Source organism: Pontibacter sp. LHS1 (assembly GCF_058932855.1).
In genome coordinates, this window is sequence record NZ_JBZYWF010000001.1 from 402,993 (window position 1) to 417,278 (window position 14,286).

Annotated in this window: 13 protein-coding genes; 1 reads left to right on the forward strand and 12 read right to left on the reverse strand. The window is 49.0% G+C overall.

Features of this window, described 5'->3' with window-relative positions; all coding sequences use genetic code 11:
* Window positions 1–9 precede the first annotated feature (9 nt).
* From rfbA to AC5FXQ_RS01765, 7 genes are all read right to left on the reverse strand, one after another.
* Window positions 10–873 carry a glucose-1-phosphate thymidylyltransferase RfbA gene (rfbA, locus tag AC5FXQ_RS01735; RefSeq protein ID WP_493600779.1) on the reverse strand — a complete coding sequence of 288 codons (864 nt, stop codon included), beginning with the start codon at window positions 871–873 and terminating at the stop codon, window positions 10–12.
* 98 nt (window positions 874–971) lie between these two features.
* A complete protein-coding gene (gene rfbC, locus AC5FXQ_RS01740; RefSeq protein ID WP_493600780.1) occupies window positions 972–1,529 on the reverse strand; it encodes a dTDP-4-dehydrorhamnose 3,5-epimerase in 558 nt (185 codons plus the stop codon).
* A 24-nt stretch (window positions 1,530–1,553) separates the two neighbouring features.
* A complete protein-coding gene (rfbB, locus tag AC5FXQ_RS01745; RefSeq protein ID WP_493600781.1) occupies window positions 1,554–2,603 on the reverse strand; it encodes a dTDP-glucose 4,6-dehydratase in 1,050 nt (349 codons plus the stop codon).
* Between the two features lie 48 nt (window positions 2,604–2,651).
* Window positions 2,652–3,665 (reverse strand): SDR family oxidoreductase, encoded by a 1,014-nt coding sequence (locus tag AC5FXQ_RS01750; RefSeq protein WP_493600782.1) that lies wholly within the window; start codon window positions 3,663–3,665, stop codon window positions 2,652–2,654.
* Between the two features lie 86 nt (window positions 3,666–3,751).
* Window positions 3,752–5,047 (reverse strand): nucleotide sugar dehydrogenase, encoded by a 1,296-nt coding sequence (locus AC5FXQ_RS01755; protein WP_493600783.1) that lies wholly within the window; start codon window positions 5,045–5,047, stop codon window positions 3,752–3,754.
* Between the two features lie 214 nt (window positions 5,048–5,261).
* On the reverse strand, window positions 5,262–7,619 hold the full coding sequence (locus AC5FXQ_RS01760; RefSeq protein ID WP_493600784.1) for a GumC family protein: 2,358 nt from the start codon (window positions 7,617–7,619) through the stop codon (window positions 5,262–5,264).
* Window positions 7,620–7,641: 22 nt separating this feature from the next.
* On the reverse strand, window positions 7,642–8,430 hold the full coding sequence (locus AC5FXQ_RS01765; RefSeq protein ID WP_493600785.1) for a polysaccharide biosynthesis/export family protein: 789 nt from the start codon (window positions 8,428–8,430) through the stop codon (window positions 7,642–7,644).
* A 394-nt stretch (window positions 8,431–8,824) separates the two neighbouring features.
* Here AC5FXQ_RS01765 and AC5FXQ_RS01770 point away from each other — a divergent pair, with 394 nt between their 5' ends.
* On the forward strand, window positions 8,825–9,721 hold the full coding sequence (locus tag AC5FXQ_RS01770; protein WP_493600786.1) for a flavin reductase family protein: 897 nt from the start codon (window positions 8,825–8,827) through the stop codon (window positions 9,719–9,721).
* 170 nt (window positions 9,722–9,891) lie between these two features.
* On the opposite strand, the gene AC5FXQ_RS01775 is transcribed toward AC5FXQ_RS01770, so the two are convergent.
* From AC5FXQ_RS01775 to AC5FXQ_RS01795, 5 genes are all read right to left on the reverse strand, one after another.
* Window positions 9,892–10,650: a DUF6503 family protein gene (locus AC5FXQ_RS01775; protein WP_493600787.1), complete on the reverse strand. Its 759-nt coding sequence runs from the start codon at window positions 10,648–10,650 to the stop codon at window positions 9,892–9,894.
* A 274-nt stretch (window positions 10,651–10,924) separates the two neighbouring features.
* On the reverse strand, window positions 10,925–11,587 hold the full coding sequence (locus AC5FXQ_RS01780; RefSeq protein WP_493600788.1) for a YceI family protein: 663 nt from the start codon (window positions 11,585–11,587) through the stop codon (window positions 10,925–10,927).
* 417 nt (window positions 11,588–12,004) lie between these two features.
* The gene (locus AC5FXQ_RS01785; RefSeq protein ID WP_493600789.1) at window positions 12,005–12,418 is read right to left on the reverse strand and encodes a helix-turn-helix domain-containing protein; all 414 of its coding nucleotides are present in this window, start codon (window positions 12,416–12,418) and stop codon (window positions 12,005–12,007) included.
* A gap of 456 nt (window positions 12,419–12,874) precedes the next feature.
* Window positions 12,875–13,525, reverse strand: coding sequence for a YceI family protein (locus tag AC5FXQ_RS01790; protein ID WP_493600790.1), 651 nt, complete (start codon window positions 13,523–13,525; stop codon window positions 12,875–12,877).
* 221 nt (window positions 13,526–13,746) lie between these two features.
* Complete coding sequence (locus tag AC5FXQ_RS01795) at window positions 13,747–14,199, reverse strand: MarR family winged helix-turn-helix transcriptional regulator (RefSeq protein ID WP_493600791.1); 453 nt, start codon at window positions 14,197–14,199, stop codon at window positions 13,747–13,749.
* Window positions 14,200–14,286: the final 87 nt, after the last annotated feature.

Genomic DNA, 14,286 nt, shown 5'->3' on the forward strand with positions numbered 1-14,286 from the left:
TTTAGAAATTTACCCCTCCAGCAGTGCGAGCATGTACTCACCATATCCGCTCTTGCGCAGCGGCTCAGCTACTGCTACTAGCTGCTCGTCATTGATAAAGCCCATGCGCCAGGCCACCTCCTCGATGCAGCCGATCTTCAGGCCCTGCCGCTCCTCGATCACCTGCACGAAGGTGGCCGCCTGCATCAGCGAGGCGATCGTGCCCGTGTCGAGCCAGGCCGTGCCGCGGTTGAGCACGCCCACCTTCAGCCTGCCCCTTCTCAAATACTCGCGGTTGACGTCTGTGATCTCGTACTCGCCCCGCGGACTGGGCTCCAGGTTCCTGGCAATCTCAACAACGTCATTGTCGTAGAAGTACAGGCCCGGCACGGCGTAGCTGGACTTTGGCTGCTTGGGCTTCTCCTCGATGGAGACTGCCTTTCCAGCTTCGTCGAACTCGACCACCCCGTAGCGCTCCGGGTCCGTGACGTGGTAGGCGTACACCACGCCCCCGTCGGGGTCTGCGTTCTGGCGCAGCACCGAGCCCATGCCCGCCCCGTAGAAGATGTTGTCCCCGAGCACCAGGGCCACCTTGTCCCGGCCGATGAACTCCTCGCCGATCACAAAGGCCTGCGCCAGCCCGTTGGGCACCTCCTGCACCTTGTATTCAAAGCGGCAGCCGATCCGGCTTCCGTCGCCCAGGAGCCGCTCGAAGAGGGGCAAATCGTGGGGGGTTGAGATGATTAGAATCTCCCGGATGCCGGCCAGCATCAAAGTGGAGAGCGGGTAGTAGATCATGGGCTTGTCGTAGACGGGCATGAGCTGCTTGCTCACGGCCAGCGTCAACGGGTGGAGGCGGGTGCCGGAGCCCCCGGCCAGGATGATGCCTTTCATTTGTCTTCGGTTGGTTTTTATGGTTGATGCCCGGGCGCCGCCTGTCGGCAGGCGCCTCCCAGGGCAAAGGTAAGGAATGTTTCGCAATGGCCGCCGCCCTAGCCTCCGAGGCCCCGCCTGAACTCGGCGAAGCTGCCGCTCTCGCGGTCCTTCTCAGAGACGATCAGCTCGCCCGGGTCCATGCCCCAGTCGATATTAAGCTCCGGGTCGCTGTAGAGGATGCTGCCCTCCGACTCCTTGTGGTAGTGGTTGTCGCACTTGTAGAAGAACTCCGCCTCGTCGCTGAGCACCGCAAAGCCGTGGGCGAAGCCGCGCGGGATGAAGAGCTGCAGCTTGTTTTCAGCGCTGAGCACCACCGAGAAGTGCCGCCCGAAGGTGGGAGACTCCGGCCGGATGTCCACGGCCACGTCGAGCACCTCCCCTTTCAGCACCCGCACGAGCTTTGCTTGGGCGTGCTCCCCGCGCTGGAAGTGCAGCCCCCGCAGCACGCTGCGGGCGGAGAACGACTGGTTGTCCTGCACGAAGCGCACCGTGCGCCCCGCCAGGGCGCTGAATCTGTCCTCGTTGAAGCTCTCAAAGAAGTAGCCCCGCTCGTCTGCGAAGACCGCCGGCTCAAGCAGCAGGCAGTCCCCCAGGAATATCTCTATAACTTTCATCTGTGTTCTTATCCTTCCCTCTTTTTATCTTCCCTCGTACTGCTTCTGGTAGTAGTCGCGGTAGTGGCCCGAGGTGACCTCCTCCAGCCAAGCTTCGTTTTCTAGGTACCAGTCCACGGTCTTTCTGAGGCCCTGTTCGAAGGTCACCGACGGCTCCCAGCCCAGTTCGTTCATCAGCTTGGAGGAGTCGATGGCGTAGCGGGCGTCGTGGCCGGCGCGGTCCTTGACAAAGGTGATCAGCCTTCGGCTCTCGCCAGGCTCTCGCCCCAGCCGCTCGTCCATCACGTCGCACAGCAGCTCTACAAGATCCAGGTTGCGCCACTCGTTCACACCGCCCACGTTGTAGGTCTCCCCCACCTTCCCGCGGTGGAAGATACAGTCGATGGCCCGGGCGTGGTCCTTGACGTAGAGCCAGTCGCGCACGTTCTCCCCCCTGCCGTACACCGGCACTGGCTTTCGGGACTTGATGTTGTGAATGGCCAGCGGGATGAGCTTCTCGGGGAAGTGGTTAGGGCCGTAGTTGTTGGAGCAGTTCGAGAGTTTCACCGGCAGGCCGTAGGTGTGGTGCCAGGCGCGGACGAAGTGGTCCGAGGCGGCCTTGGAGGCTGAGTAGGGCGAGCGCGGGTCGTAGGACGTGCTTTCGGTGAAGAGCCCGTCCTCGCCCAAGGAGCCGTACACCTCGTCGGTGGAGACGTGGTAGAAGAGCTTGCCGGCGTAGTCTCCCGCCCAACTGCGGCGGCAGGCCTCCAGCAGGTTCACCGTGCCCAGCACATTGGTCTGCACGAAGGCCATCGGCCCTGCGATCGAGCGGTCCACGTGCGACTCGGCCGCCAGGTGGATCACCGCGTCGAACTTATATTCGGCAAAGATGCCATCCAAATAAGAAGCGTCCGTGATGTCGCCCCTCAAAAAGGTGTAGTTCTCGCGCTCCTCCACGTCCACCAGGTTCTGCAGGTTGCCCGCGTAGGTCAGCTTGTCGAGGTTGAAGACATGGTACTGCGGGTAGGCCTCCACGAAAAGCCGCACCACGTGCGAGCCGATGAAGCCGGCACCGCCAGTAATAAGTAAGTTCATATGTTAGTGTTGGGTCACAGGGAGGTGCCAAACCACCCCTGCCCCTCCTTATCCAAGGTGGGGAGTTTTGTTATTACTTATTTGATACTTTTTATACCAATCGAATGCTATGGCTAAGCCTTCTGAGACAGAGAATTCAGGACTATAAGCTATTAGCTCTTTAGCCTTACTTATTTCTGCCAGACTATGACGCACATCGCCTTTTCTTTCTTCACGATACTCCGCAGCCAGGTCTATACCCGCAATTTCAGTAATTCTAATCCACAATTGTTTCAGCGTTGTTCTTTCCCCAAAAGCAATGTTGATTACTTCATGTTGCGCTATACCTTCCATCAACATAGCTTTTATATTCGCCTGCACCGCATTTTCTACAAAGGTAAAGTCTCTGCTCGTTTCCCCGTCACCATTGATATAAGGAGCTTTCTCCTCCAAGGCAGCTTCAATAAAGAGCGGTATTACGGCTGCGTATGGTCCTTTCGGATTCTGCTTCGGGCCAAATACATTGAAGTAGCGCAAGCCGATGGTATGAAAGTCATAAGTTCTGGAGAAGACGCTGGCATACAGCTCGTTCACAAACTTCGTCACAGCATAAGGTGAAAGTGGATTCCCGATTTTATCTTCTACTTTTGGCAATCCTGGATGATCCCCGTATGTGCTGGAGCTTGCCGCATAGACAAAGTTCTTAACACCCGCATCTCTTGCAGCAACCAGCATGTTGAGAAAGCCACTGACGTTTACTTCATTGCTGGTAATCGGGTCATTGATGGAACGGGGTACTGAACCTAGTGCTGCCTGGTGCGATACATAGTCTATACCTTCCAGCGCTGTTCTACAGGTTTCTAGATTTCGGATATCGCCTTCAATTATTTCAAAAGCAGAATGGCTCTTGAATTCTTCGATGTTGGCGTGGGATCCGGATGAGAAGTTATCAAGTACCCGCACCTTCCCTGCACCGTACTTGAGGAGGTATTCTACGATATTTGAACCGATGAAGCCAGCTCCGCCTGTAATGAGGAAGTTGCTTTGGCTTAAGTCTGTTGAGTGGTAGGGGGTGTTATACATATTTTTTATTGTAAAATAAGTTTGAATTACCGGGTCAAACCACCCCTACCCCTCCTTAGCTAAGGAGGGGAGCTTTGGTACTATATTTAAAGACGCGCGTCGGAAAGTTCTTTTGGGAGAACGCCTTTCACGTCGTAGATAACGGCTTTGTCTTTGCAGAGTTTACTTAGATCTAGTTCCCGGAATTCATTGTGAGACACGGCGAGGATAATGGCATCGCAATCTGTTACACCATTTAGCTCTTTTACGGAGTTCCAGCCATACTCATGCTTTACCTCTGCAGGTTCAGCCCAAGGATCATAGATCGTAATGTTGGTATCATAATCCTTAAGCGTATGCAGAATGTCTACTACTTTGGTATTGCGCACGTCCGGGCAGTTCTCCTTGAACGTGATGCCGAGCACCAGGATATTGGCTCCTTTAACAGGAATGTCCTTTTTGACCATTAGCTTTATCACTTCATGGGCTACATACTCGCCCATGCCGTCATTAAGACGACGACCGGCCAAAATGATCTCCGGGTGATAGCCGGCTTCCTGGGCTTTCTGTGCTAAATAGTACGGGTCTACTCCAATACAGTGACCACCTACCAGACCAGGCTTGAATTTGAGGAAGTTCCACTTGGTGCCAGCGGCTTCTAATACTTCGTCCGTATCGATGCCTAGGCGGTTGAAGATTTTAGCCAGCTCGTTCACGAAAGCGATATTGATATCACGCTGCGCATTCTCAATCACTTTGGCCGCTTCTGCAACTTTAATAGAAGCTGCTTTATGTGTCCCGGCTGTGATCACGGCTCTATATAATTGGTCTACTTTCTCTGCTGTTTCAGGAGTAGAACCGGAAGTGATCTTTAGTATCTTAGCAACGGTATGTTCTTTGTCACCTGGATTAATACGCTCCGGAGAATAACCTGCAAAAAAATCTTCATTGAATTTCAGGCCTGACATATGCTCCAGCACCGGCACGCATTCTTCTTCTGTTACACCTGGGTATACAGTAGATTCATAGATCACAATATCACCACTCTTCAGCACTTTTCCGACAGTCTCGCTTGCTTTGTACAGCGGGGTCAGGTCCGGACGATTGTTTTTATCAACCGGGGTAGGTACAGTAACGATGTAATAATTACAGGCCTCAATGTCTGACAGCTGGTTAGAGCAGTAGAGTCCAGCCTGACCGTTTGAGCTAGAGGTCAAAACAGATTTCAAGTATTCATCTTCTACTTCCAGGGTACGGTCATGTCCGGAATTCAGCTCCTGGACACGTCCTTCGTTGATATCGAATCCAACTGTCGGAAATTTCTTAGCAAACTCAACGGCTAGTGGTAAACCTACATAACCCAAGCCAATCACGGCGATTCTGGCATTCTCTATACCTGTCATATCTGAAATTGAGATCTTTTTTATGTTTGTTCTACTTTGTATGTTCTGTTATACCTTGGCTCATTTAACACACCCCTGCCCCTCTCAAGAGGGGAGTATCTCCTTTATAATTCCCCTCTTGAGAGGGGCAGGGGTGTGTTGATCGTGCACAATTCGGACAGGTCGCGACCTGTCCCTACAGGTTAAACCCTCTAATCCCTCTAAACTTTACGAACTACCCCTTTACCAATTTCCTCAACTTCCCTCCAAATCCTTTCTTCTCCTCTTCGTAATAGTTACCATAGCCATAACCATAGCCATAAGAGTAGCCATAGCTGTTCGACTTTTTGGCATCGTTCAGCACGATCATCGGATGTTTGAGCTTACGTGATTTGTAAAGGTCGTCAATGATCTGGAGCTGTTTCTTATGTGTATAGTTATAGCGTACTATATATAAGCTAGAATCTATATATGGCGCTAGGGCCAAAGTGTCTGCCACCTGTCCAACAGGAGATGAGTCCAGGATGATGTAATCAAATGCGGCCTTCAATTCATCGATAAGAGTACCAATTTTAGGCAGCAACATCAGTTCTGCAGGGTTTGGTGGGATAGGCCCTGAGCCAATAATAGCCAACTCCGGCATCTCAGGTGCAAACTGAATCATATCCTCAATCTGAACGCTGTCTGAGATTAAGTAATTAGTAATACCAATATTATTGGGCAGGTTCACACCTTGTGTTAACTTTGGCTTTCGTAAGTCAAACCCCAGCACGACTACCTTTTTGCCTGTCATCACCAAACTGGCAGCCAGGTTCAAACAAAAGAAGGTTTTCCCTTCTCCACTCATACTGGAGGTAACCAAGATCACCTTGTTTTCTTTGCCACCAGCGGCAAATTGCATGTTAGCACGTAATAAACGGAAAAGTTCAGCACTGGAACTACGACTCTCCTGGCTAATGACTAACATTTGCCCTGATTCATTATGTCCAATCTCCCCAAGGATAGGAGTGGAAGTAGCTTTTTCTACTTCCCGCACTTCCTGCACAGTGTCATTGAGCATATCCCGAAGGAAAATTCCGGCAAAAGGTATTGCCAGACCAGCTAACAAGGCCATCAGGTAGATGTTGGTGGATTGAGGCTCAATCGGACTGCCCCCGGCTGTCGCAGGATCAATCACTCTGGAATTAGAAGGAGTAATAGCTTGCGATAAAGCCGCTTCTTCACGCTTTTGAAGTAAATAAAGATATAGGCCTTCTTTAATGCCTTTCTGACGACTGATCTCCGTAAGCTCTCGCTGCATGGAAGGGACCTGACGTACCTGCGATTCAAACTGTTTAGCGTTGGCCTGCAAATTACGACGAATCACTAATAAACCTTCCCGGATATTTCGGATATTCTCCAGAATGTTCAGGCGGAGGATTTCGAGCTGTTCGTTGACATTGCGAAGGACTGGGTTATTTTCGGTGACGGTGCGCCCCAAGCGACGACGCTGATTTTGCAGGTCATTGAAATTCGAAATTAGCCCACCTAAGGTAGGATCTGCAATATCGAGACTAGTAGGTACTAGTTCATACTTATTCTCCTCTTTCTGCAGATAAGATTCTACCGATTTTAATATTTCAAGCTTAATTTCGTTATCCGTAATCTGTTGATTAAGGCCATGTGCAGTACTCAGGTATAGGCCACCACTAGCTGATTGGTCAATAATTCTATTTTCCTGCAGGTATTCCTGCACATCCTTCTCAACATCGCTTAGCTCACCTGTTAAATAAACTAATCGCTCATCAATGAATTGAATAGTTTTCGTTACCGCCAGGTTTTTTTCGTTGATGGTTTCCCGATTATATACCTCTATCAGCTTGTTCAGGATATCCTTGCCTTTTTCTGGGATCGGATCAGTAAGACTAAGTTCCATGACCGTAGCATACTCGTTCACGCTCCTGACACCCAACCTGTTGGCATAGCCATTCGCCATCTTGCGCAAGTCATTAAAGCGAACCAGGATTCGACGCCCTTTGTCATTTGTAACATCAGAGTCAGCTACAATGGTAAAACTGCCATATCTCTTCTTAACTTCTTCACCAAACTTATGCGTAGAAACTTTATTTTCACCTTCCCATATACTGAAGGTATTATCATTCTCAACCTCCACGACAAAGCTACGTCCCAGACCTGCAGAATCAATTTGTGCGATCACCGCCTTAATCGGACTACGACCTCCATAAAGCTCTGGAGATTTAATGCGTCCTTCACCGAAATAGGACACCTGCATTCCTAACTCGTTTAGGACACGTTCCATTAAGCCTTTTGACTTAATTACCAGCACCTCATTTGAAAATGACTTATTTGCTTTCAGCAAAGCCATATCACCGAACACCCCGCTACTAGCCAAGTCGGCACCGCTTTCATCCTTGATCAGAATGGTAGCCCTCACGCTATACACTGGCGTGGAGTAGCGCAGGTACAAATGGGCAACTGTAAGAGCAATGGCTGCCCCTATCACAAAAAGATACCAGTAACGCAGATAGCGCATGACCAGTGCTTTTACATCTAAAGAATCAGCATTATCTTCCTGAAAATCGAGTTCGGACATATTCTAAAAAAGGAAGTATTACTTATTGAAATAATCGATAAAGGACAAAGGCGGAAGAAACGATGCCCGCTGCGAAGGCCCAGTTACGACGAATGAAGCTAGTACCGGCAATCTTGGCCTTATCCGGCTCCACATACACAATGTCATTTTGTTGCAAATAAAAATAAGGGGAGGCCAAGGTTTCTTTGCTGTTCAGGTTCAGGCGAGCCATGCTACGCTGACCATCCTGCTCACGTATTATAAGCACATTCCCCATCTTGCCATAAATAGAAATACCACCTGCCATCGCTAAGCCTTCCAGTATATTCACTTCTTCGTTATCTGCTGGCACGGTCACTACAGTTGGTCCCGTTTCGCCCATCATGGTGAATCGGAAATTCTGTAATCTCACTTTCACGATAGGGTCCTGAACATAGTCGCGCACTTTTAACAGCAAGGTATCTCGTACTTGTTCCGTTGTCATACCTTGTACTTGCATATTTCCGAATACAGGAAAATCTATAGATCCTTTCGTATCTACCAGGTAACCCTCATTCTGATTTCCCTGCTGACGCATCATCTGCCCACCTCCGCCACCTTCTTCATCCATCACAATACCCCGATTAAAAAGCATGTTCGTTTGTGGATTAGGAGTAAGCACTTCTATTGCTAACAAATCACCCGGCTTAATACTCAAGCGCTTCATCTCCACCGGCTCAATAATAAGCGGTTTCTGTTCTAGATCACTAAAATAGACAATATTGCGGGTACGGAGAGAGCTGCAAGAGGCGAATAAGAGAAGACTCAGAAAGAGTACCAGTTTAATTTTCATATAGGGTAAAAAGCATTTGCTTTGCTAACAGGCCATGAAGCAAAAATGAAGAATATAGTTTTAAACACATTCTTGCTAGAAAGCAAAATTACATAAAATGTTTTTTAAAACAGTTTTTTAGACTTGGTAATTTAACAATCTTGTTCCCTCCCCGGCTTTATTACTCTTGCTTCAATCTATATAGTCTCTAACTGTCATCTCGACAGCATGAAGAGATCCGGATCAGCTTACAGCATTGATAATGCCCCTGATTTCTCTGAGCTGTGCTCGCCCCCTTCGACTCACGTCTCGGGCGTATTCGAAATGACACAATGGCGTTTTCATGCCTTTACTTTCTGCATCTCTACATTTTGTAACTTGCAATCTCTTTACCACTTACTTAAACAGACACAACATGAAAACGATAAACCCGAAAGAAACCAAAACGGCGGAAGTGCATGCTTTATTGCTGGGAGCCATCGCCCCCCGCCCGATCGCTTTTGCCAGCACGGTGGATGAGGAGGGGAACGTGAACCTGAGCCCTTTCAGCTTTTTCAACGTGTTCAGCGCCAAACCGCCGATCATGGTCTTCTCCCCTGCGCGCCGCGTTCGCGACAATACCAGCAAGCATACCCTGGAGAATGTGCTGACAACAAAGGAGGTGGTGATCAACATCTGCAACTACGACATAGTAGAGCAGATGTCGCTGGCCAGTACGGAGTATGACCATGGCATCAACGAGTTCATTAAGTCGGGACTGACGCCGGAGCCATCTGTGATGGTGCGTGCCCCACGGGTAAAGGAAGCTCCCGTAGCCATGGAGTGTCGTGTGAACGATGTAATCAGCCTGGGGCCTGAGGGTGGCGCCGGCAACCTCGTGATCTGTGAGGTGCTGCTGCTGCATGTTAGCGAAGACATCCTGAACGAGGAAGGTAAGATCGACCCATACAAGCTAGACGCTGTGGCCCGTATGGGCGGTGACTACTACCTACGGGCAAACGGCGATTGTATTTTCGAGCTGCCTAAGCCGGTGCGTAACAAAGGGATTGGCGTGGACCAGATACCGGAGCACATCCGTAACAGCAGCATCCTGACCGGTAATCACCTGGCTCGGCTTGGCAATACGGAAGTTATACCTAGCCGGGAGGAAGTGGAGGCCTTTAAGGCTGATCCATTGGTAAGCTATACCTTGAGCAAGTATGGCTATGACCAAGCGCTGCTGCGCGAAGAGCTGGAGAAATTGGGTAAGAAGCTGTTGGATGATCACCAGGTGCTTGAGGCTTGGAAGGTGCTTTTATTAATGAGCAGGTGAGTAGTGTTGGTGAAAGATTAACCCACCCCTGCCCCTCCTTTAAAGAGGGCCCCTACCCCCAGAGGGGAATTCTGTGCACGATTGTCATCCCCCTACCCTCTTCTTTGTCGAGTCCCACTTCCCCCAAGGGGGGCTTTTTGTGCACGATTTGGACAGGACGTGAGGTGTGCCTACAGGCTTTCTATATTCTTTACTTCTATATCTTCCAGCAGAATTTCTGAGACTTTCTCCATTTTCCCGGCTTCGAAAGCGCGATCGTAGTTTTCGAGTGGGGTGTCTTCTTTTAGGGTGTAGTTGATATAGTCCTGAAATAAGATGCCGCCGACGGTGCGGGGGTTGATGGCTTCGCGGAAGCGGGTGCCGCCGTCGTTTTCCTGGAAAGAGTAGGCCAGGTAATCCATGGTGTGGCGCTGCTGGTGGAACCAGTAAACGTATACATCCTGGTAGCCTTCGCCGCCGCCTTCCTGTGCAAAGGTCACCCGAACTTTGTGGTAGGGCTCTCCTTTAATAGTCGCTTCGCCGAGGTATTCTTTACGCACCGCTTCGTCGTTGAGGGCATAAGGCAGAAGCGCAAAGTAAATCACAGAATTAACGGAAGCGGTAAAAGCTTTCTGCCTTTCTTCGGGCAGGTCCACCTCCACGTCGTTGATAGTGCGGGTAAAGCCGCTGTTGCGCCACACATCCCGTACCTGCTGGCCCGTGGAATCAGTAAAAGTCCTGCTATACACAAAAGCCCCACCATTACGCAAAGCCCGGTACTGCCTGTCCCTAAACTCAAAACTGATCGCACTCTTGAGATAGCGCTCTCCTCCATGGACGGCAATCGCCTGGTCCACGATCTGCTGTGCATCCGGCTGTTTTTCTGTTTGGCAGGAGGCTATGGTGAGCAGGAAGAGAAATACAAAGGTATAGAGAGCTTTGTGCATCATGATTTGTCGGATTTTAGATGTAGGCAAGTTAATCATTTTTCGAATGTCTGCAGGGGCAGGTCGCGACCTGTCCGAATCGTTCATGAACAATTAACTGGATCCTGATACTGTCGACCTACATTTTGTCATTTCGACCAAAGGGAGAAATCTGAGCTATTATTCAAGTTCTGGTTAGATCCAGATCTCTCCTATTGTCGAGATGACAAAAGTAAAAATAAAAAAGCCCTCCCCTGTTTTAGGGGAGGGCTTGTGTGAGTTTACTTAGGAGAGGTAATTACTTCTTAGCCGTAATATCAAGGCTTACCGTGAAGTTATCGTCGATTACTTTGTCGCCCAGGTCATCGAAGAAGCTCTTAGAGCCGTAGCGAACGTCATACTTGGCGCGGTCAACAATCACATCAGCTTTGGCAGTTGCTGTGCCGTTTTCTACGTTGATTGTAGCCGGGAAGCTTACCGGGTTTGTTTTGCCTTTGATGGTCAGGTCGCCTTCTACGTTATAGTTGGGCTGGCCGGCAGCTGCGTCTGCAATCGGGCTGATGCTGTTAATTTTGAAGTTAGCAGTCGGGTGCTGCTCTACACCGAAGAAATCGTCAGACTTCAGGTGACCAACCAGGTCGCTATTATACTTTGCATCTTCGATGTCAGTGTTTGTGATAGAGGCCATGTCGATAGTGAACTCACCACCTACTACCTGGTCGTCAGCTACCACGAGTTCACCACCTTGCAGGCTGATGTTACCAGAGTGCTCGCCACCTACTTTTTTACCATTCCAGGTCAGTTCACTGGCAGCCGGATCCACTGCGTAAGCATCGCCTTCAGCTGTAGCAGTAGCTTCAGTAGTTACGGCATTCGTGTTCTCAGTTGCAGTGTTGCTGTCGGTGCAGGCAGTAAAGAAAAGCGCTGCGGCCATAGAAGCAAGGATTGCTGTCTTTTTCATGTGATTCTAATTTAGATAATAATAGTTTTCTGAATTGAGCTACAAATTTAATGTATATACATTTATTGTACAAACATGCTTATAGTTATTTTTTGTTCCTTCTCTAAAATATTTGACTGTTCTGGATCAAGCAGGGCAAGTATTTACGGCTGAATCTTATTCTTTAAACCTTAAACCAACTCATTAGCCGAAATCTTCAGATGACCATTAGCTCATAAGCGTCAATGGAATTTAGGTCAATAGCCTTAATATCAGATTGGGCCAAGTAATACGAATGGCGTGGTTATGTAGGAAGGGGTAAATAAAAAAAGCCACTCAACAGTTTTAACTGTAAGTAGCTTTTTTTATGATTGACTAGCTGAGATCCCCGTTTATCTAATTACAGGCATTTCCATCAACATATTATTCGGAATCAACCTATTCGCCGGGCTTTTGGTTCTTCAGCATTCTTTCCAACAACTCCACTTTCTCCCTTTCACTCTTAAGCAAAGCATCATATAGCTCCACGATTTTTTCAATGGGATTGAAAGTGTAATTGTTAAAGTTTCCTGAAGCAATGTTCCCTGATGAACTATCGTGTAATGTCTGTATATTAAACATCGCTCCCTCTTCAGAGAAATTCTCAATAGCTTCAGGTGTAACACCAAGCGCCTGAGCAATTTTATTTAATGTTACTTTATCCATATCCTCTTCCTGCTCAATGCGGGAGATGTTCTGCTGGGTCATGCCCAGCTCACTGGCTAAGGCGGATTGCTTTACGCCCAGGGCCGTCCGCATCCTACGGACATGATCGCCAAGGTGAATTGGTCGTTTTCTTGCTGCTGTTTCCATGATATGAATATACGAATTCCGTATTACTAAATCAAGTAAAATTATTGGTATTTTACAATTAACTAATTGTCTATCATAACCTTACCAACTATTAGACCCTACAAGATGCCCATCAATTAATACGCTCTCAGAACCTCGCATACCCCCTGTTGATAGCCTCAAAGATAGCAGGCAATCCTGCGATATCAAAGCCACAAGCCATATCCGAAGCGCCCAGCATTCCTGTTCTCACCTGTACTGGCAAGAACAGCATCTTTTCTGCTCCAAAGGATTTAACACTATCACCCTCTTATCACAGCCGCAAGTAGCAGCAACGATAAAGTCCACGAGGGCAGGGCAATCCGCCCTTAGATACAAACGGCCAGAAACAAAGCGTTTTGTAGCTGGCCGTTTGTTGCAAAGCTTCTCTCACTTCTGGGCGATGGAGCAGCTTGACTGATTATCTAAAGCGATATGTTATTGCTTGGCCTTTACATTTAGGCTCACTGTAAACTCATCATAAATCGCTTTGTCGCCCAGGTTCTCAAAGAAGTTGCTTGAGCGGTAGCGGATATCGTATTTGGTGCGGTCAACAGTAACATCTGCTTTGGCTGTGGCCACGCCGTCTTTTACAGTGATGGTGGCAGGGAAGCTTACCGGATTCGTGATGCCCTTGATGGTCAGGTTGCCTTTTACGTTGTAGTTTGGCTGTCCGGCGGCGGCTTTCGCGATTGGAGTGGTTTCCGTGATCACGAAGGTAGCGCTTGGGTGCTTGTCTACGCTGAAGAAATCGTCAGATTTGAGGTGACCCACCAGTTTACCGTTTGAGCCGGCGTCTTTGATGTCTTCTACCGTGATGGAGCTCATGTCGATCTCGAAGGTGCCACCCGTCACACGATTCTTATCTACCTGCAGCTGACCGCTTTTCAGGGAAATCTTGCCATAGTGTTCGCCTGTCACTTTTTTGGCGTTCCAGTTTACTTCGCTGGCAGTAGTTTCAACAGCAAAAGTTCGTCCTTTGGCAGGAGCGGCCACTTCTGTTGCATTCAGATCGGTGTGAGAGGTGCCGGTGAAGGCAGATAGCATCAGCGCAGCTGCGAGTGATGCCAGAATAGCGGTCTTTTTCATGTGTTGATTAATTGATTTTTAACTACTTGGATGGTTTATTTTTAAAATGGTTTAATGATTGAATTGTTGATTGCTGATTGATAATTGTTAGGTGCACGATTCGGACAGTTCACGACCTGTTCCTACTGGAAAACGGTAATGCTGCGTAGCACCACGACGTTACGGAGTAACGTCGCTACGTATCATTCTCCGACTCCTAAACTCCCAAACTCCTCAACTCTCTAACTTCCCCTTACTTTATCCAGCAGCTTGCTCAGTTGCAGGGCTTCTTCGTCTGACAGGTTGGTGATGCCGGTTCCCTTTCCTCCCTCCAGTTCGTCCATCTGCTTGAGCAGGTTCAGGCCCTTGGCGGTGATCAGCACGTCTACGGTGCGACGGTCGTTCGGGCACTGCTGGCGCGTCACCAGTTCTTTGGCAACCAGCTTATCCACGATGCGGGATGCGTTGGAAGTCTTGTCGAGCATACGCTCAATCAGCATGCTAACGGTAGCGGGCTTAGGGTATTGTCCGCGCAGGATACGCAATACATTATACTGCGGCAAACTTACTCCGAATGGTTTGAACTGCGCACTCTGCTGCTGCTCTAACCAACCAGCTGTATACACCAGGTTGATGTAGGCCTTCTGGTGCGGGCTCCTGAATACCGACTGCTTTATTTCTTCTTCTATCTTCATGTTCTGTTGTTTCGATTTTAGGATTGACCTGCTGCTGCCACCATTAAGGGCATCCACTGAAGTAAATACCCATGCCGCAAGTTACCG

Bases quoted from the DNA above. Each gene is read 5' to 3' on its own strand.
- AC5FXQ_RS01765 (WP_493600785.1), bottom strand. From the start codon at position 8,430: ATGAAAATTAAACTGGTACTCTTTCTGAGTCTTCTCTTATTCGCCTCT.
- AC5FXQ_RS01750 (WP_493600782.1), bottom strand. From the start codon at position 3,665: ATGTATAACACCCCCTACCACTCAACAGACTTAAGCCAAAGCAACTTC.
- AC5FXQ_RS01775 (WP_493600787.1), bottom strand. From the start codon at position 10,650: ATGATGCACAAAGCTCTCTATACCTTTGTATTTCTCTTCCTGCTCACC.
- AC5FXQ_RS01785 (WP_493600789.1), bottom strand. From the start codon at position 12,418: ATGGAAACAGCAGCAAGAAAACGACCAATTCACCTTGGCGATCATGTC.
- AC5FXQ_RS01795 (WP_493600791.1), bottom strand. From the start codon at position 14,199: ATGAAGATAGAAGAAGAAATAAAGCAGTCGGTATTCAGGAGCCCGCAC.
- AC5FXQ_RS01790 (WP_493600790.1), bottom strand. From the start codon at position 13,525: ATGAAAAAGACCGCTATTCTGGCATCACTCGCAGCTGCGCTGATGCTA.
- AC5FXQ_RS01760 (WP_493600784.1), bottom strand. From the start codon at position 7,619: ATGTCCGAACTCGATTTTCAGGAAGATAATGCTGATTCTTTAGATGTA.
- AC5FXQ_RS01755 (WP_493600783.1), bottom strand. From the start codon at position 5,047: ATGACAGGTATAGAGAATGCCAGAATCGCCGTGATTGGCTTGGGTTAT.
- rfbA (WP_493600779.1), bottom strand. From the start codon at position 873: ATGAAAGGCATCATCCTGGCCGGGGGCTCCGGCACCCGCCTCCACCCG.
- AC5FXQ_RS01780 (WP_493600788.1), bottom strand. From the start codon at position 11,587: ATGAAAAAGACAGCAATCCTTGCTTCTATGGCCGCAGCGCTTTTCTTT.
- AC5FXQ_RS01770 (WP_493600786.1), top strand. From the start codon at position 8,825: ATGAAAACGATAAACCCGAAAGAAACCAAAACGGCGGAAGTGCATGCT.
- rfbC (WP_493600780.1), bottom strand. From the start codon at position 1,529: ATGAAAGTTATAGAGATATTCCTGGGGGACTGCCTGCTGCTTGAGCCG.
- rfbB (WP_493600781.1), bottom strand. From the start codon at position 2,603: ATGAACTTACTTATTACTGGCGGTGCCGGCTTCATCGGCTCGCACGTG.